The organism is Erythrobacter sp. S158, assembly GCF_057364915.1.
Genome location: NZ_CP200279.1, coordinates 1,670,775 through 1,689,277 on the forward strand (window position 1 = coordinate 1,670,775; position 18,503 = coordinate 1,689,277).

Annotated in this window: 17 protein-coding genes; 5 read left to right on the plus strand and 12 right to left on the minus strand. The window is 56.4% G+C overall.

The genetic code is table 11. The features are described 5' to 3' along the window. Window positions 1-5 precede the first annotated feature (5 nt). Genes AC0V6T_RS08245 through AC0V6T_RS08255 form a run of 3 tightly spaced genes read right to left on the minus strand, consistent with a single transcriptional unit; the run spans window position 6 to window position 3,041 of the window. On the minus strand, window positions 6-1,091 hold the full coding sequence (locus AC0V6T_RS08245; protein WP_486125938.1) for a DUF2855 family protein: 1,086 nt from the start codon (window positions 1,089-1,091) through the stop codon (window positions 6-8). Next, window positions 1,075-2,037 (minus strand): haloalkane dehalogenase, encoded by a 963-nt coding sequence (locus AC0V6T_RS08250; RefSeq protein WP_486125940.1) that lies wholly within the window; start codon window positions 2,035-2,037, stop codon window positions 1,075-1,077. Before AC0V6T_RS08250 ends, AC0V6T_RS08245 begins: the two co-directional genes overlap by 17 nt. Beyond that, entirely contained in the window at window positions 2,034-3,041 is a 1,008-nt protein-coding gene (locus AC0V6T_RS08255; RefSeq protein ID WP_486125942.1) for an NADP-dependent oxidoreductase, read from the minus strand. Before AC0V6T_RS08255 ends, AC0V6T_RS08250 begins: the two co-directional genes overlap by 4 nt. Window positions 3,042-3,152: 111 nt before the next feature. Here AC0V6T_RS08255 and AC0V6T_RS08260 point away from each other — a divergent pair, with 111 nt between their 5' ends. Genes AC0V6T_RS08260 through AC0V6T_RS08270 form a run of 3 tightly spaced genes read left to right on the plus strand, consistent with a single transcriptional unit; the run spans window position 3,153 to window position 5,688 of the window. Further along, the gene (locus AC0V6T_RS08260) at window positions 3,153-4,223 is read left to right on the plus strand and encodes an MBL fold metallo-hydrolase (RefSeq protein ID WP_486125944.1); all 1,071 of its coding nucleotides are present in this window, start codon (window positions 3,153-3,155) and stop codon (window positions 4,221-4,223) included. Window positions 4,224-4,231: 8 nt separating this feature from the next. Then, a complete protein-coding gene (locus tag AC0V6T_RS08265) occupies window positions 4,232-5,227 on the plus strand; it encodes a glutathione S-transferase N-terminal domain-containing protein (RefSeq protein ID WP_486125946.1) in 996 nt (331 codons plus the stop codon). Beyond that, complete coding sequence (locus tag AC0V6T_RS08270) at window positions 5,224-5,688, plus strand: hypothetical protein (protein WP_486125948.1); 465 nt, start codon at window positions 5,224-5,226, stop codon at window positions 5,686-5,688. The genes AC0V6T_RS08265 and AC0V6T_RS08270 overlap by 4 nt, the downstream gene beginning before the upstream one ends. On the opposite strand, the gene AC0V6T_RS08275 is transcribed toward AC0V6T_RS08270, so the two are convergent. The 9 genes from AC0V6T_RS08275 to AC0V6T_RS08315 form a co-directional block, all read right to left on the minus strand. Beyond that, the gene (locus AC0V6T_RS08275; protein WP_486125950.1) at window positions 5,685-6,539 is read right to left on the minus strand and encodes a type 1 glutamine amidotransferase domain-containing protein; all 855 of its coding nucleotides are present in this window, start codon (window positions 6,537-6,539) and stop codon (window positions 5,685-5,687) included. The two genes, AC0V6T_RS08270 and AC0V6T_RS08275, sit on opposite strands and share 4 nt — an antisense overlap. A gap of 16 nt (window positions 6,540-6,555) precedes the next feature. Then, window positions 6,556-7,566 (minus strand): glutathione S-transferase N-terminal domain-containing protein, encoded by a 1,011-nt coding sequence (locus AC0V6T_RS08280; protein WP_486125952.1) that lies wholly within the window; start codon window positions 7,564-7,566, stop codon window positions 6,556-6,558. 1 nt (window position 7,567) lies between these two features. After that, window positions 7,568-7,990, minus strand: coding sequence for a DUF1330 domain-containing protein (locus tag AC0V6T_RS08285; RefSeq protein ID WP_486125954.1), 423 nt, complete (start codon window positions 7,988-7,990; stop codon window positions 7,568-7,570). Between the two features lie 57 nt (window positions 7,991-8,047). Beyond that, window positions 8,048-8,953 carry a formylglycine-generating enzyme family protein gene (locus AC0V6T_RS08290; protein WP_486125956.1) on the minus strand — a complete coding sequence of 302 codons (906 nt, stop codon included), beginning with the start codon at window positions 8,951-8,953 and terminating at the stop codon, window positions 8,048-8,050. 20 nt (window positions 8,954-8,973) lie between these two features. Next, on the minus strand, window positions 8,974-9,489 hold the full coding sequence (locus AC0V6T_RS08295; RefSeq protein ID WP_486125958.1) for a TetR/AcrR family transcriptional regulator: 516 nt from the start codon (window positions 9,487-9,489) through the stop codon (window positions 8,974-8,976). Window positions 9,490-9,632: 143 nt separating this feature from the next. Further along, window positions 9,633-10,880 (minus strand): DsbA family protein, encoded by a 1,248-nt coding sequence (locus AC0V6T_RS08300; RefSeq protein WP_486125960.1) that lies wholly within the window; start codon window positions 10,878-10,880, stop codon window positions 9,633-9,635. Further along, window positions 10,864-11,499: a hypothetical protein gene (locus AC0V6T_RS08305; protein WP_486125962.1), complete on the minus strand. Its 636-nt coding sequence runs from the start codon at window positions 11,497-11,499 to the stop codon at window positions 10,864-10,866. Before AC0V6T_RS08305 ends, AC0V6T_RS08300 begins: the two co-directional genes overlap by 17 nt. Window positions 11,500-11,522: 23 nt before the next feature. Further along, a complete protein-coding gene (locus AC0V6T_RS08310; RefSeq protein WP_486125964.1) occupies window positions 11,523-13,187 on the minus strand; it encodes a sulfatase-like hydrolase/transferase in 1,665 nt (554 codons plus the stop codon). Window positions 13,188-13,269: 82 nt separating this feature from the next. Next, window positions 13,270-15,828: a TonB-dependent receptor gene (locus AC0V6T_RS08315; RefSeq protein ID WP_486125966.1), complete on the minus strand. Its 2,559-nt coding sequence runs from the start codon at window positions 15,826-15,828 to the stop codon at window positions 13,270-13,272. A gap of 314 nt (window positions 15,829-16,142) precedes the next feature. Between AC0V6T_RS08315 and AC0V6T_RS08320 the strand changes: the two genes are divergently transcribed. Next, a complete protein-coding gene (locus tag AC0V6T_RS08320; RefSeq protein ID WP_486125968.1) occupies window positions 16,143-16,523 on the plus strand; it encodes a hypothetical protein in 381 nt (126 codons plus the stop codon). A 4-nt stretch (window positions 16,524-16,527) separates the two neighbouring features. Beyond that, the gene (locus AC0V6T_RS08325; protein WP_486125970.1) at window positions 16,528-18,360 is read left to right on the plus strand and encodes an arylsulfatase; all 1,833 of its coding nucleotides are present in this window, start codon (window positions 16,528-16,530) and stop codon (window positions 18,358-18,360) included. Window positions 18,361-18,503: the final 143 nt, after the last annotated feature.

The window sequence follows — 18,503 nt, forward strand, 5'->3', positions numbered from 1 at the left end:
GTATATCAAAGCGAAATCATGATCCCACGATTGGGCGAGACCTTGTTGTCGAGCATATCGCACCAGATTTGAGCGACTTCGTCTGAACCTGAGATGGCTTCAACCGCAATCTGGTCGGAGATCGATTTGGCAATCGCTGCGCCTGCCTCAGAGCCGCGCCGCCATATCTCACCGTGGCCCCATTCTAAGTCACGCTTCGCAATGTGGCCGGGTGCAAAAAAGAATTTCGGCTTGGCGCCGGGTAAGTCTTTTGCGCGTCCCCGCTCGGCCTCCCAATGAGTCGCCCCAACGATGCAGCTTTCGACCATGTTCTCGCCAAACAAATGATGCAGCTTGCCGGTGAGCGGTCCGTCTCCGGACATGTCGATCCAAGCGGTAGGCGCGCTCGCGTCGATCGCGGCTTCATCTCCATAGGTCACGATCTGATCGCAGCAATCGAGGCTTTCGACAAAACCAACGCTACGCGGTGAAGTCAGTCCCACGATAGTCTTTGCGAGCGCCGGATCGTTCTTGAGCAGATGCGCGAGGCCAAAGCCGGTTTTGGACGACACCGAGCCGATCACAACCTGCTTCGCACCGAAAAACTCGTTGTCGATCAGATAGTCATAGAGAACAAAGGACGTCACGAAGAGCGGGAAAAGAAGGCAACGCTCGTTCTCAAGAGATTTCAGATAATCTGGTTCTCCCGCAGTGCGAAGATATTGGTTGTAGAGCGCGGGCAGCCCAGCGCGATGTAGGCTTGCGTCCATAAAGAAGTCGGCGGCCACGTGACCGGGTTGCAGAACGACCTCGCTAGCCATCGGGAAAAAGCCATAGAGCCGCTCACCCTCTGCGATCGCGTCACTGCGCGATTCCACCACATCTGCCATGGCCCAGCCCGGAACTTTGCCCCACTCGCCCTCGGCCGGAAAATACTTCCAATAACCGATCATCTCGCCCGACACGGCGTAGCTGACGTTGTTGGCCGTCAGCCCCATTTTATCGACGCGAACGCGGATTTCACCGTCGGCTAGCGGCGCTTGCTCTGCTTGGACAACTTTCGTCCGCCGAAGATCCTTTCGATCAACCCAAAGCTCAGTCATTGTGGTCATGGGAGTTTCCTTTGATTGCTTGCAGGAACGCGATGACTTCGCGGCCATACGCCTCGGGCACATCCTCAAGCAGGAAGTGCGAGCCCCCTTCGAGAATAACTGGTTCATAATCGCGCGTTCCGGGGATGACTGGACGAACGCTGTGATAACCTTTGGGCGCGACCTGATCCTTGTCTGAAAAGAGTGTCAGGAATGGTTTGTCGAAGCTCTTGAGCTTTTGCAGCGCATGCCAGTTCTCAACCAGCATCGGATTGTCGTTGCGCGTCGGCAGCATCTGCGCGAACTGGCGATTGCCTGTAAGGTATCTTGGGTCTGGATAGGGTGCAGCAAATCCTGCAACATCCTCCGGTGGCATGTCTTTGAGGGTTATCCGGCTAAGCGTTTTCCAATGCTGCCAGTTCTTCCGAAGGCGAACATAGAGCTGGAAGGCCCGAAGCATACCGGCGCCCTTTCGCGCCATCTTTTTGATCGGCTGATCTGGGTCGCGCACTGGGAGACCAGTGTTGGACATGATGACGCTTCGGGCGCGATCCTGATAGTCAGCAATTGCGCGCAGGCCGATGATGCCGCCCCAATCGTGCAGGATGAAATGCACGCCTTTGAGGTTAAGTTTTTCGAACAAGGCTTCCTTCACCCAAGCCTCGTGCCGAGCGATTGTGTAGTCACTCATTTTCGTAGGCTTGTCTGATCGCCCCATCCCGATAAGGTCGATGGCGATGGCGCGATAACCGTTTTCCGTCAGGACCGGGATAAGCTTTCGCCACATAAAGCTCCAGGTCGGATTGCCGTGTATCATCACCACGGGCGGTCCATTTTTGGGGCCCTCTTCGACATAGCCCATCCGCAAGGTCCCGCCTTCGTGATCGAATACGTCGACGTAATTCGCTGGATAAGGAAAATCGGCGAGGTTCTCAAAGCACGCGTCCGGTGTGCGCAAGCGGTTCATGAGGGTGCACCCACCTTGAGAAGCAGTTTGCCGTGGTTCTCCCCACGGAAGATCATCTCGTAGGCGTCGGGAAAATTCTCGATCCCCTCAACCACGTGCTCGCGCATTTTTAGACGCCCCTCATTCCAAGCCGGAATAAGCCACTCGAGGGCCTCGGGTATGCGGTGCATGTAATCGCGCATCGTGAAACCGCGGATGGTCAGGCTGTGCGTGACCACCGACATGAAGTTCGAAGGCCCCTTGGCTCCTGCAAAGTCGTCATACTGAGAGATGGCGCCACAAACGACGATCCGCCCTTGATACTTCATCAAGCCCAATACGGCCTCGAGCGTCTCTCCGCCGACATTATCGAAATAGAGGTCGATCTCATCGGGACAGGCTTTCGCCAGCGCATCACCTACATTGCAATTCTTGTAGTCAATCGCGTGATCGACGCCGAGCTCACCTTGCAAGAAAGCGCATTTCTCCGGCCCACCGGCAATGCCGATCACGCGCGCCCCAGCCGCCTTTGCTACCTGCGCAGCGATCGAACCGACCGCGCCGGATGCGGCCGAAACGACCACAGTCTCGCCCTCCTTCGGCTGACCGATATCGCTCATACCGAAGAAGCCGGTGTATCCCGTCATCCCAAAGCCGCTGAGGAATTTCTGGGGTGGAGCAAGCGATGCGTCGATCTTGCGCAGATGCTCACCACGGTACACTCCATACGTCTGCACACCAGTGAAGCCTGTGACCCAGTCTCCGGTCGAAAAGTGGTCTGATTTGCTTTCAATCACCTTGCCGACGCCAAAGGCGCGCATGACGCCGCCCGGTTTTACAGGAGGCATGTAGCTACGCTTGCTCGTTATCCATCCGCTCATCCCGGGATCAATCGAGATAGTGTCGAGAGCAACGGCAACTTCGCCATCCGCCAGCTCACGCAAGGAGTCATGCGTCAACCGCCAGACGGCACGTGCTGGCCCCGCCCCCGGATAGTCCTGCATTCGGATCTGCGTCGCTTCCATACCGCCCTCTTTTGACACTCTCCGTGCCACTTTGCATTACGCTGTAACGATTGGCAATTGCTTTCCGACAGTTATAGTGCCATTTCTTTGAGCGGAGTTGGGAGAGCGGGCGTGGCCAAGAAAATCGCAATTGGGTTAGGCACCCTGTTCATTGCCGCATTCGTCGTAGCAATTGGCTTTCAAAAGCCGATTGGCGGCTGGCTATTCCAGCGCGCCGTCGAGCAAAATGCGGGTCGGGACATTATCGCGAGCCTTGATGACGGGCTGCACTTGGGTCTTTGTGGCACCGGCTCTCCGATGCCGAACCCAGAGCGCGCTGGGCCTTGCAACGTAATCATCGCGGGAGATCAGATTTTCCTTGTCGATATTGGCGAAGGAGGAAACAGAGTCCTCAATCTCATGGGCATCAATCCTGCACGGCTTGATGGACTGCTGCTCACCCATTTCCATTCTGACCATATCGATGGCCTCGGGCCTTTGATGCTGTTTCATTGGACCCGCGGGGCAACCACAACGCCGCTGCCTGTTCACGGCCCAACCGGCGTCCAAACGATCATTGATGGGTTCAACGCTGCCTACGCGACTGACGACACCTATCGTATCGCGCATCACGGCGAGGAAGTGGTTCCTCCATCGGGAGGTGGCGCAATTGCTCTTCCTTTTGAGATGATAGGCTTGCAGCAAATTGTCCTTGAGCAGGATGGGCTAACCATCACGGCATTCCAGGTTGATCACGCGCCCATCGATCCGGCGATCGGTTACCGTTTCGACTATAAAGGGCGTGCGATCTGTATCAGCGGTGACACCTCGAAATCTGCCATTCTTGAATCCACTTGTGAGGACGTAGACATCCTTGTCCATGATGCCTTGCAACCGGCCCTGGTTGAGGAAATGCGCATGGCCTTGGAAGAACGCGGCAATCCGTTGACTGCGAAGATCATGTTCGACATCCAAGATTATCATGCGTCACCTGAGGAGGCGGCGGAAAGCGCTCAGACCGCTGGAGCAAAGATGCTTGTCCTATCGCATCTCGTCCCGCCGTTGCCTGCTGAATATCTCTATCCAGCTTTCCTTGGCGATGCAGAAAGCCGCTTTGACGGGCCAATCGTTGTTGGCGAAGATGGCATGCTGTTCTCGCTCCCGGCGAGCGATGAAGAAATCACTCAGTCCAACCTACTGTGAGAGCCAGTATGACCTACACAATTCATGGCGCGCTAGGGTCACCCTATTCGATGAAGATGCGCGCCCTTATGCGCTATCGGCGTATCACTCATGTCTGGGCTCACGGGGGCTACGTTCAGCAACTGGCAGCAAGCAGCGGCCTCCCCCCTGTCATCCCGGTTATCGAGTATCCTGACGGCAGCGTCCGTAATGATTCCACGCCAGTACTTTATGATCTGGAAACGCGCCACAAGAGGCGGAGCGTTGTGCCACCGGATCCTGCGACAGCTTTCATCGCACATTTACTGGAAGATTTTGCCGACGAATGGTTGACCAAAGCGATGTTCGGCTATCGCTGGCTCGAAGACATCGACCAAGTGCAAATGAGCCGCTGGCTGTCTTTCGATGCGCTTAAGGGCGGCGGGCTTGATACCAGCCAGGGCATGGCTGAGCAATTCAAGGACCGCCAAGTAGGACGCATGGCCATCGTCGGCTGCACGCGAGAGAACTTCCCCTTGATCGAAGACTCAACCCGCCGCGTACTGCGAGCGCTTGAGACCCACGTGGTGAACGAGCAATGGCTGTTTGGTTCCCGCCCCTCGCTCGCAGAATTTGGTATCTACGGGCAGTTTTCACAGCTCGGCGTAGACCCGACCCCGCAAGCGATGATACGCGCCGACTTTCCCTATACCTTCCGTTGGTTGCTGCATGTCGACGATGCCTCAGGAATTGAGGGCGAATGGGATGCCCCCGACGCGCCGCTCAACTCGGTGGTCGAGCAGATACTGGCCGAAGTCGGACGCGTCTATGTGCCGTTCCTGCTTGCTAATGCCGCCGCAAGTGAAGCAAGTGAGACCACCTTCCGGATCGAAGTTGATGGCATGCCTTACGAGCAAGGCACGTTTAAATATCAGCTCAAATGCTTGCGCGATCTTCGCTCGCGCTATGCCGCCTTGACTGCAGAAACCCAAGAGCGGGTCGACCCCATACTCAGCGAATCCAATTGTCTGGAGTTCCTTCGATGAACCATATCCTTGGCCGGCTGTTCCCTGCCCAGTTCGACAACACATATCGCGGCAATAGGATCGCGCTTTGGCTGTTCTATCCGCTGACCGCCATGACGCTGTGGCGCAGTCAGCACCACATTTTCGCTCCTGATGGCGGGGCGCAGAGCATCGCGACCATCCCGCTAAACACCTACACCGAAGGTGGCGCACAGGGCATAATCACAATCTTTGCTTTGTGGGGCTTGGCTCAGCTCGCAATGGGTCTGGTGATGTTGCTTGCCGCCATCCGCTACAAATCGATGATCCCATTGCTTTGGCTGTTCATCTTCTTGGAATATGGCGGACGCCGGCTGGTCGGGATCTACAAGCCGCTTGAGACCGTCGGCACGGCACCAGGAGCGGTCGCGGGATACGTGCTTCCGATCGTTGCCTTAGTGATGCTGGTCTTCGCCCTTTGGCCGGAGAAGACGGCCGATTAGGTGCCCGATTGGCTGACAAGCACCATCGCTGTGTTGGCCACCTCAGCCCCGGCATTCTGGTTCTGCCCCGTAACGAACCGCTTCTCATCATCAATGACGGTGTGGTTGGCGAACATGTCCCGAAACGCGGTCTGCGATTCAAACAGAGCGCCTGCTTTGCGGAGCTCGGTTTCCGGATGATAGGGCGTGATTTCGATGCCCAGCTCTTTGACCTGTTTATCAGTGACACCGGTCATCCGGCGGCCAGCAATCAGTAAATTGCCTTCCTTGTCGAGCGCGCGGACAAAGCCCAATGGGCCGTGGCAGACGCCTGCAAGGATTGGTCTATGATCTGCGTAATAAGCTTCGCTCACCAAGCTTGCCAGAGTCTCGAACTCAGGAAAATCATAGGCAGGCCCCCAGCCACCAGCGAGAAAGATGACATCGTATTCCGATACGTCGACCGCGCTAATTGGGATTGAGTTTTGAACCTTGGCCTGGAACTGAGCGTCCTGGAGGAAACGTTCATCTGCTTGCGTTCTTATCATATAGAGAAAGCTCTGCGGGTCGATTGGGACTTCGCCGCCATCAATGCTTGCGATATCGACCTGCATCCCTCCTTCAAGAAACTCGTAATAGGGTTCCGTCATCTCAGAGCCGAACACGCCTGTCGGATCGCCCGAGATTTCACCCGGAGCATTGAGCGTTGCGTGGCTGGTCGTAATGATCAGCGCTCGCTTCCCGGTTAGGTCCACCTGCTCTCTCTCATACTCGGGATGAAGGCCGACGGCGTTGAGGATTGAAGGCAGGGCAATTGCGACAACTGAAACAATCGCCAGCAGTCCCGCGATTATGCCAATGAACTTTTTCATCAGTTTGCTCCGAAAATCAGGATTTCAGAAATTCAAGGCAGCTGGTCTCATTCAGGACCGGATCGAGAGCTGCTTTCGAACCGTCTGAAAGCGCCGCATAGCGCTGTTTGAGGGCGGGCAAGCAGCCCAAATGCCGCGGCGATGCCGCACGTTCGAAACGATGGCCATTGATATCGAACGCCATTTTTTTCTCACCCTTTTCCAGCGCTTGATCGTTCGCAAGCAGCAGTGGCAGGTGGTATTTGGCGCTTTGATCAAGGATCTTGCGGATGGGTGAAGACATCAGCTTGTCAGTGTCCGAACTGAGCGGCTCCCAATCACCGTCGATCCCGCTGAGATCGTCGATCATGCCAACCCACCGCATCGTGAATGGCGCAGAATCGCGTATCAGTGATGACGAGGTGAGGTCCTGAACCAATTGCGAAAGAACGCCAAAGATCGCGATTTCCGCCCGCGATGCTCTCGAACCGAAAAAGAACAATCCGTCCTTTGCCGCGTCTTCCATAATCTCCAGAAACTCAGCCAGGCTGTCCTCTAGAACCGTATCGTTCTCAGGGCTGCCGCAGGTAAGTTTGACAAGCCTGGTCTGACGCTCAGCCCAGAAGGCGCTCATCTGAGAGAATTGGTCGCCAGTCCCTCGTCCGTGCAATGCTTCGTAATTGATCCACTCGCTATTGAAGGTTCGATCCGCTTGCGTGTGCCAGCGCAAAAGGAAGAACGGCCACAAAAGCCACTCATCGGCGAAGTCCTCAATCAAAAAAGCAAGAAAGGCGTCTGCCTCATTCTCGGGTTCCGTTCGACGGGTTGGAATGGACTGTTCCAGCTTGTTGATGATCGGGGTGGAATCATTCTCAAAACTGCCATCAGGATATTCGATCACCGGGACCATGTAGGTATTAACCTTGGTCTGGGCGATCTCATTGGCCTTGATGGAGTTGCACCATTGAAACGGGATCCGACGGTAGCGAAGATAGGCGCGCAGTTTCATAGAGAACGGCGACATCAACATGCCGTGAAGCTTGTGCATTTTATGCCTCGCCCAATGCGCCTGGCTTTGCCCGTATGTTCAGCTGGCCCGCGAGGCCAGCCGACCGGTGTACTGCGATCTTCTGATATTCGGGCGACATCATCATGGAGCGGAAGGCATCGAGCGAGGGATATTCGACGAGTGCAACCATATCCCAATTGTCCTCGACTTCGCCGAGCAGCAGCCCTGTAACTTCGCCCGCGAAGCCCGGAGTTCCGCCCACGTCAACAATGCATTTGCCGACCGCTGCGCCATAGATCGCATAGGCCTCAGCGCCAGTGAGGTCGGCCTCGCGACCATCTGCATACTCGGCCCGCTTTTTAAACTTCAGCAGGTTGACCATCACGAATGGGCCGTCTTCTCCAGAGCCGAAGAATTTCGTCATTTGCTCTGGGGACGGTATCGTCTGGTTCACGACCTTCATGCGTCCACTCCATAATATAACACTAATAGTGTCAATATATTTGGTGGGTGGGCTTGTCTAGTTTGAAGGCGGCTCGCGCTGAATGTCGACCAATCGGAAGCCAATGTGATCGGTGCCAAGGTCCCGCTCTTGGAACTGGCGTGCGGCTGGCCGATATCGCGCGCAATAATTGGCCGCGCATAGGAAAGATCCGCCTTTGATCACGTTGACTGGGCCGGGTGCATCGGCCCGCCCTGCACTACTTGTCGTCCATTCCCAGACATTGCCGATCATGTCGTGGAGCCCAAAAGCATTGGGTTCGAAGCAACCAACAGGCGCGCGCGACGTGTAACCGTCTTCACCTAGATCCTTCGCTGGAAAGACGCCTTGGTAATAGTTTGCTTGTGGCGCACCCGAGGAATCCTTGGGCTCTGGCAGACTGTCCGTTCCGGCCCGGGCCGCATACTCCCACTGCTCCTCGCTCGGCAGGCTCATGCCGGCCCATTCTGCATAGGCCTGTGCATCGTCATACGAAATCTGCACCACAGGATCGTTTGCTCGCCCTTCGATCGACGAATCCGGGCCGTTCGGCATTCGCCATTGCGCGCCAACGGTCCAAGCCCACCAGTTAGGATTGTCAGGGGTCGGCACACGGAACGTAGCGGATCCGCGCAGAAGCATTTCAGGCGGGGCGCCTTCAATCTGCGGCGGATTTCGCTCCGCCGTCGTTACATATCCTGTCGCTGATATGAACTCGGCAAATTGCGCATTGGTGACTTCTGTTTGGGAAATCCAAAATCCATCGACACTTACCGTTCGAGGCGGGCCTTCTTCGGGATAGAGCGGATCGTCCCCCATGACGAAACTGCCGCCTTCGACCCAGATTATTTGAGCCTCGGCATTTCCTTCGCACAGTGCTCCGCTTGCAAGATCGCCATTTTCTTCTTCAGCGGCAGAACACCCGGCCAAGAGCAATATTGGCAAGAAAGCCCAACGCCACACGATCAGTCATCCATGCGCGCGAGAACATCTCCAACCATCTGCTTCACGGCTTCAACCGTTTCGCTGGCAGACAGATGCTCATCTTCTCGAAGCATACGCCAGCTATCAAAGCTCATCGCAACAAGTATGGCGCGGCCCGGAGGCGTGTCTGTATGAAATTTACTTGGCAGGATCGAGTTCAGCCGGGCTTTCTCTGTGTCATAAAGACGCTGAAAGTTTTCTTTGAGAAATTGCGAACGCCGACGAGCGGCCGTTGTCGAAATACGATAGGGGGCTATCGCCTCGCTCACTTCGCAGCGACGCTCGATCAGTTCCATAAGACGCTCGCGCCAATCATCAGAGCTGTACGGCGCTTCAATGATCGGCCGGTAAGCCTTGACCAGGATCGCATCAACCTCGCGAAGGATCGCGTCCTTGTCCTCAAAGTGGCGAAACAAAGAGCGCAAGCCCACGCCCGCTTTCTTGGCGACATTAGCAGTGCTGGGGTTCATATCCCCGCTTTCGATCAGGTCCATCATCGCCTGAATAATCTTTGACCGGCTCGCCTGACTGCGGGCACGGCGACCATCGCTCGAAGGTGCTTCGGCTTTCAGCGCGTCAACTATTGCAGTGTTGGTCTGGCTCATGCCTTCCCCTATCTGTTCGGGCTACTCAGTGGCACTCATTGTGCCACAATTCCAGCGCTTTTGCCGCGCTTCCTTATCTCGGCAGCGATGAGCCACAGTCGATCTTGGCCCCAGACGCAAAGATCCTCATGCGCCTCGCTGCCCCGCAAGCGATAGCTTGGCACACCCCAAAGCCCCAACTCTTCGCTCATTTCGATTTGGTGCCTCGCTGTCTCGTCCTTCCAGCCCTCGCTTCCAAGATGCTGCTTTGCATCTTTCCAATCCAGGCCTGCTTGTTCAATCGCCTGCTTGAGACCGGACTTGCAGTGAAGCGCAATACCTTTGCGGAATGCCAGATCCAGAGCCGCCGATAGCAGATGCGTATCGCGCCCTTGCTCGCGCGCCCACGGCAGCAGCGAGTAGATTTGCCGCGTAGGCTCCCCAATAGGGGTCATCACTGGACCGAAACCCACACCGAGATGCTCTGCCTCTCGCTTGGTATCAAACATGATATACATGCCCTTTGCGCGCGTCGCGGGCACTCCGCGCATGATCATCGGCAAGACCGGATTATGATTGAGCGCAATGCCGCACTCAGCCGCCATCGCTAAAGTCTTGTCATAGATGATCGAGGTGTAAGGCGAATTGAGCGAGGGATAGAAATCAAGCGTCAATTTGCTCGCAACGACACCGCTCACATCGATTTCGGGCCTTGGACAGATGTAGGGGAGCGATGGGTCTTGGCACGCGCCAAGATCGCGCAATCGCTGCTCGAGATAGAACAACCGATCGACGCCCCAATACCATTCTCCAGCATAGAAGAACATCGCGCCCGAATAGTGCCCCAAATGTGCCAGTCTTTCGCTTCCTTGGTCGAGCGTATCAGGACGGGCTTCACTGGTGGTTGGTCCAAGCTCAGACGGCGTCACAAGCCCATAATGAGGCGCAATCAGCTCCGCATCGCGGCGCGCCCACGCGTCCAACTTTTCCAACTCAGGCTGGTTCTTGCCGCCACTTGCGCGAACTTCATGGCGCACCAGTTCAATGTCGTAACGTTCGCAGAATGTGTCGAGGATTTGGGCGGCAAGCTGTGAATAGGGATCGTCACTCTGGTGGAAGTATTCAACAATGTGCGGTTGCCCTTCACTTACTCGCTTTCTTTCCGCTTTTTCTCTGGCTTGGGAGCGCTTGTCCAGGTCGATCACGCGGTCAAACATCCGCCGCATCAGATGGCGCAACAAGGCTGGCGGATCGGTCATCATCCGCCCGTTGGGGTTCTTGTCCGGCTCAGGCTGTAGCGGCATTTGCTCTCCGCGCTTGGACCTTGCCAATTACGGCAACACCCGCAATTGCGATCAGTGCCAAGAGCATGCCGACCATCAGCCGCACTTGCACAAGAGTGATGGTCGGGCGGGTAATGAATACTTCGGTATGAGCGAGTGAGGCGTTCTTGAAGGCGTTGCCCTCAACCATCTTCTCATCAGCGATCATATCAAGGAGATCCCGCAAAGAGCGGTAGCGCACCACAGCCACCCTATCCACGTTTTCACCGTATTTGCCGAGCATCAACCCGGCGCGCTCGCTGAGAAAGACGGGGTGCCCACCACGTGCAAGCAGCAACGGCATAACGATTGCCGCATACTTCGCCTCTGCTTCTTGCGCCTCTGGCCCCGTAGCGCGCGTTTCGAGATTGACGGCGTAGAACTCTTTGCCGTCATCATTGGGCAGCATCTCGAGCAGGTTGCGGGTCATGCTCCCTTCAGGAGTATCCTCCAATCGGACGCCGTGGAGCTGTTCGATCTCAGCCAGCATTTCCAATCCCTCTTCCTCGGAAATCGGATCGCCATTGCCACCATACCAGATCCAGAAACTGGCGTAGATCAATCCCAGGCTGGCAAGCCAAATCCACTTCGCACGGTTCATGGGGTTCCCTTTCGATCCGCCAATTAGTTGGGCCAGAAGATCAATTCGTCGCCTTCTTCATACTGATCAGCGAGAGTTTTATCGATCATTGCCGGCATCAATGTCGTCGATGGATAGAGTAGTTTTCTATCCCTATGATGCTCGTTCAGAAGGCCCATAAGGCGCGCAGCCATTTCGGGCTTTTGATCGACCAGATTGACCTGCTCGGTCGGGTCATCGGACAGATTGAACAGCCAGCTCTTGTCCTGGGATTGATCGATCTGGAACTTCCAGTCACCCGCTCGCACAGCCCAGTAGCCGCCACTTTGCCAGTAGATTGCGTCATCGGCTCGCTCGAGCGGCCCGCTTCCGGAAGCGATGGGCAGAAGGTCAACGCCATCGATCTGGCGGTCAGGCAATTGCGCTCCGGTAATCGAGGCGATCGTGCGGAAGATATCGATATGAGTGACCGGTTGGTCGACGGTTCGGCCAGCAGGCAGACCGGCGGGCCAACGCATCATGTAAGGCACGCGCACTCCGCCCTCAAACAGCGTAAGTTTCCAACCGCGATAGGGCGCATTGAGCTCGGGCAAACCGATATATCCAGCCCCGCCATTGTCGCTTGAGAAGATAACGACCGTGTTCTCAGCCAGCCCTTCTTCTTTAAGTTTATCGAGAATTTGGCCAACGCTGCGATCAAGTGCGCGGATCATCGCAGCGTAGACCCGCAGTCGATGCGGCTGAATGTCGCCAACGGCCTCGTAATCCTCGCGCGTCGCTTGCAAAGGCGTGTGCGGAGCCCAGTGCCCAAGATAGAGGAAGAAGGGGCGGTTCTTGTTGGCCTCAATCGCGCGCAAAGATTCCTTGGTCCACCAATCGGTTAAATACCCGCCAGGAGCAAATGGCTCGGAGCGATTGAATGTGCCTGCAAAGCGCTGCGACGCCCAAAGGAACCGATCGATAGGATCGAAGTCGACCTTTGCATTCACAACACCCGGATCATCTTCAGGCAGATAGAGTCCTTCGCTCATAGTGAGGGTCTCATCAAAGCCCTGTCCAAGCGGATCAATTTCTGGGCTGACGCCCATATGCCATTTGCCAATATGGATGCTGTGATAGCCCGCGGGTGCCAGCATTTCGGCAAGAGTTATCTCTTCGGACGGGAGGCCTTGGTCTTCGTATTCCGGACGCTGTGCGTCCGCTTCTGAGTCATAATTGCCGGATGGAAGGTCAGGCCTGAGATCGCCCGCGACTGAATTGACAACGCGCCCCATTCCAGCTGGCGTGGGCGTGAACTCGTAGCCCGTGCTCGTCGCATAGCGCCCGGTCATCAGCATGGCGCGCGAGGGCGCACAGGTGGCGTTCCCTGCATACCCGTTGGTGAAGTTCACACCTTCAGCGGCGAGGCGATCGATGTTTGGCGTGGGCACAAGACCGCCGGCAACCCCGCCACCGAAAGTCGAGATGTCATTGATTCCAAGATCATCGGCGAGGATCAGAATGACGTTGGGAGGTCGCTCCCCAATCGGCTGGGCGGGCTCGGCAGGACCCTGCTCCCAATCGATTTCAGGAGCCTCTGCCGCAATCGCAGGCAAGTCACGGTTCTTAACGCCCCACAGGATGAGGTCGGTCCTGAACGTGTAGGCGAGCGCTCCGAGTGCCACCACGAGTACCAGCACGCCGCCCACGATCTTTTGCCATCTCTTCATCAGTTGACCTCAGCTTTCGAAAACGAAGAAGGGGCAGCCCCATGCGGCCGCCCCTCCCATTTTGACCGGAGTGGAGAGAAGGTCAAAATTCACCCCTGAGGGTAACTCCATACATGCGCGGTTCTTGCGAGATGAAAGCTGATCGCGAACCGCTGCGAAGCGCTGTGTTAAAGGTCACGCCGCGCGCGGTCTCATCAGTGAGGTTGGTGACCCATGCTTCGATACCCCAGCCGCTGTCCACCTGACGTAGGCCCAGTCGAAGATTGACCGTTGTAATTCCGTCTTGGACATCAAAGGGCAGAAGCGGTGTCGAACCAAGCGACGCAGCCGTGGTGGGCACCGCGCGGCCCTGAGTGGATGTCCGACTGTCGCTCACCGTACGGACCTGGCCATTAAGAAACATCTCCATGCTGTCGCTAAGCGCGAAATCGTAGTTTGCTCCTACGATCGCGACGATGTCTGGCGCGTTTGTGAGGCTGAAACCACACAGATTCTGGGTCGCCAGCGGATCTGTCGTAGCAGCGCAATCATCAGGATAACGGGCATCGGTGTAAGCAAGCGATGCGTTGAACGTGAGCCCATCAGTCGGCCGGATAGTCGTTTCCAGCTCGAAGCCCGAACTGATCGCCTTGGGTACGTTGAAGCTCTGGAATTGCGTGCCGGTGAACTCCAGGATCTGGAAGTTGCTGAAGTCCTGATAGAAGAACGCAAGGTTGGCTGTGACGGCCCCATCAAGGAATCGGCCTTTCATGCCAATTTCATAGGCATCGACCACTTCGGATTCGAAGGTTGGGTTTGATGAGCCAACCCCTGCGGTCGCGTCCAGATTGATACCGCCCGACTTAAAGCCATGCGTGAAGCTGGCATAGAGATTCACATTGTCGAGTTCGTAGCCGAGCTTCGTGGTGTAGATCAGCTCATCATCTTCAAAGCGCGCGTTGAACGACTGCGGAAGCGGCAAGAAGGCCGATTGCGGCAAGTCTGCCGGCGCAGTGAGCGGAAAGCACCCAAGACCAATGACCGGCCCCACAAGCGCAGGCGGAAGCGCGCCAGCTGCCGCGCGCCCTGCAAGCGATGCACAAACTGGGTTCGTGACCGAAGGCTGAGCAAAGAACCCGTCCTTGCTCTCATCCGAGTATCGAAGTCCAAGGGTCAAATTGAGCCGGTCAGTGACCGAGATCACGTTGTGAGTGAACACAGAGAAGCTCTCGCTCGATTGGCCAAAAGCATTGTTGGCCACGGTGACGGCAGGATCGAAACCGCCGGACAGGGCCCGCAGCGGGTTTGCACCAAACATACCACCCGTTGGTCCAAACAACGTCGCCCCAACGAGCGCATCGTAATCCACGCCGAGAGACAAGGTCGGCGTACTCAAGATATCTTCGTCGGAGTAGAACGCACCAACCAGCCAATCGAGCCGGCCATCAAAGGCCTCGCCTTGTAAGCGCAGCTCATGCGTCATTGTTTCGATTGCGGTGGTGTTGTCATCCACCTCGAAGACATCAATCGCCGAGAAATCGGAGTCGAACGATTCATTCGCCTCATATTCACGGTAGGAGCCGACATAGATGAGATCGGCATCGCTTCCGATTGGCACCTCGACTTCACCAGTGATACCCCAGTTTTCGACGTCAGCAACCGGCGCGCGACTCAAGGAGACCAGTCGATTGTCGAGCGCCTCTCGCGCAGTCGATTGGTCAAACGGACTATCCGCGACGACCGGAGAGGCCATCCCGCCGCGCGGCCCTAGCCCCACAAGATTGAACAATCCTGCGCCCTCAATCGGCGAACGCAGCAATTCAATCGCGCCGCAGCAAGAACTTTGGTCTTTGGAATAGTCCGCTATGATGCGTCCTTCGATGCCGCCGTCAGTCGCGAAGCCAATCTGACCCCGCACCAAGTAACGATCGACATCATTGGTGGTGTCGAACTGGTTGCCCGCGGCATCAAGAACGCCAATGAAACCGTCGCGCTTGCGGTAAGCGCCAGTCACGCGAAGCGCGAGCGAATCCTCAACCACCGGCACATTTACCGCGCCCTGCAAACTAAGCTGATCAAAGTTACCGTAGGTAGCGTTGACGAAACCTCCGAACTCGCTGAGATCCGGGCGACGATTTGTGATGTTCAGCGCCCCTGCTGATGTGTTGCGGCCAAACAAGGTGCCCTGCGGGCCGCGCAGCACCTCGACACGTTCGACATCAACAAATTCAGCCAGCGCCACACTCGGGCGCGATTGATACGCTCCATCGATGAACACGCCGACTGCGCTTTCAAACCCGATATTGTTGGAAGTGGTGCCAATACCGCGAATACGGAGCACGACACCGTTTGATGCGGCTTGAGCACGCGAGAAATTGAAGCTTGGGGCAACGCTACCAAGATCGGTGACGTCATCGATTGCCTGAGCTTCCAACTGTTGCGAACTCACCGCGGTCACGGCGATAGGAATATCCTGCACGTCCTGCGCCCTGCGTGTTGCGGTAACGATGATAACGCCTTCGTCAGGTTGCAGCGCTTGTTCGTCCGCGTCAGCCCCATCCTGTGCGAGCGCTGGAGCTGCCGCCAGCCCCCAACCCATCGCCGCCATCAATGCAAATTTCGATCCACCACGACCAAGCGCACCTAGCTGAATCCGTGCCACAATACCTCTCCCACATATAAGCATCTATCGTGCCATATTGTTTTGGCATATATAGTGTCGATTTGAGAGTCAATCCGCGACAGCGCGCGTATCGTCGTCAGGCCTTAGATCGCCGAACAAATTCAGGATGCAAGAAGGTGGACACTAAGATGGACACGATCATAACGGGTTTACCGTTCACTCAGCTCCGCCGGGATCGCAGTCACATCTCGGTTTGACCTAATCGATCTTATGGCACTATCGATGCTATGAGATTTGCGCCGGAGCAACTGCACAGATTGTGATGCAGGCGATTGCGCAGCGGGAGAGCGGCATTGGTCAACAAGATACTCAAACTCCTCGTACTGCTGCCAGCGGTGCTCTTCATCTTCACAGGCGTTCGTTGGCTGGTAGCGCCAAGCGATGTCGCCGCCACTCTCGGGCTAGGCCTGAGTGATGGCCTTGGCCGCTCTTCGCTCATCGGAGATATGTCGGGCTTCTTCCTGACCCTTGGGAGCTGCATGCTTATCGCGCTGATAACTCAAAGGCGCGTGTGGTATTACCCGCCGATAATGCTGCTCGGCATTGCCGCCTTGAGCCGCATCATTGCCTGGCTCGTTCATGATGCAGCCTTAGCCGTTCCGCAGATCATGGTTGAACTGGTCGTTGGGTGCATCTTGCTGGCCGCCTCGCGCCGCCTGCCTCTGGAGGAGTGAGCCAATGATGCGCTCTGTCTTCCATCGAGTATTTGGCATCGGTGTGCTGTGTCTTGGCATTGCAGCTGCCGGGATGGTTGGAGGATCATTTCGAGCGGATGCTGTAGAAGCACCTTCACAGCAGCATTCGGCAAAGGCGCCTCGGCCCAATATCGTCTTCATTCTCGCTGACGATCTGGGCTATTCAGATCTCGCTCCTTACGGCAGCGAGATCAGCACACCCAATCTGAGTGTGCTTGCGGACCAGGGAGTAATCTTCACCAATTACCATACTGGGCCCAATTGTGCGCCTTCCAGAGCGATGCTCCTTACCGGCGTCGATAGTCACCTAGCAGGTGTGCCGAACATTCCCGAAATGATTGCCCCCCAGCAGCGTGCTCAGCCCAATTATCAAGGTGTCCTCGGCGATGATGTGGTCACCGTGGCGACCTTGCTTGAGGATGCTGGTTACAACACCTACATGGCAGGGAAGTGGCACTTGGGAATGGAGCCGGACAAACTCCCCAGCCGCCGCGGTTTTCAGCGAACCGTCGCCATGATGGATTCAGGCGCGGACAATTGGGAACAGCGCCCCTATCTGCCCATCTACGACCAAGCCAACTGGTTCGCAGATGGAGAACGATACACGCTTCCTGACGATTTCTATTCCTCGCGTTTTCTGGTCGATAGCATGATCGAGTTCATCGATAGAGGTTCACAGGATGGTGAGCCTTTCTTCGCTTATCTGCCCTTCATGGCCGTGCACACGCCAGTGCAGGCTCCGCAAGAATTCATCGACCGATACATGGGTGTCTACGACACCGGCTGGGACGATCTGCGCGAACAGCGTCTGGAGCGGGCAGCTGCGCTCGGGATTGTGCCTGCCGACACGCCCATGGTGCGCATGGAAACAACCGACGATTGGGACGCGTTGAGCGAAGAGGACAGGCGTTACCAAGCAAAGCGCATGGCGGTTTATGCCGGTATGATCGAGGCGATGGATTTCCACATCGGCCGCCTGATCGACCATCTCAAGCAGACCGGCCAATACGACAACACGATCTTCATTGTCACTTCCGACAATGGCAGTGAGGCAAGCGGGCCTGCTGACCCTCGAGGGTTCCCGCAAAGGCTGGGTCCGGCAAATCTCGGCTACAATATCGATTATGAGACTCTGGGCATGAAAGGCAGTTTCAGCACAATTGGTCCCAGCTTTGCCAGCGCCTCTGCAAGCCCCTTAGCCTATTACAAATTCTACGCCGGTGAAGGAGGAATGCGTGTTCCTCTTATCATTGCAGGTGAGCCAGTTGGTCCTCAGCTGCGAATGACGCGCGCATTTGCTTGGGCAACTGATATCACGCCCACTATTCTATCGCTGACCGGCGTATCCCAGCCAGCGGAGCGCTATGCTGGCCGACCGGTTCAACCGATCACCGGACGCGACCTGACGCCGGTGATCTCGGGACAGGCCGAACGCGCCTATGGGCCCGACGACTGGGTAGGCTATGAACTGACCGATCACGGTGTGCTCTTCCAGGGTGACTACAAATTGGTCGTAAACCAGCCGCCGGTGGGCGATGGCCGATGGCGATTGTTCAACATCGCAACTGACCCCGGCGAGACCGTGGACCTGGCTACATCAGAGCCGCAGCGCTTCCAGCGAATGCTGGCCAACTATGAGCAATACCGCCGCGAGAACAAGGTGGTGCCCGTGCCCGAAGGCTACAGCCAGATGCGACAAATAGTCCTCAACGCGCTGTTACAGAGCCGGGAGAATATCATCGCCTTCTTGCTGACACTCCTGCTGCTCGTGCCATTCTATGTCGCCTATAAGAGTGCCAGAGCAAACAGGGCCTAGCCGTCCGATTAGGATCTGATGCGGTTTCGCAGCACCAGTCACAAGCTCGATGAAGCCGTGATCGGGCTATCGATTCCTCTACCAAACCCACAATGCCACTTTCGCAGGGCTCGAAGTCGGCAAGGATACAGCATTCGGCAAGG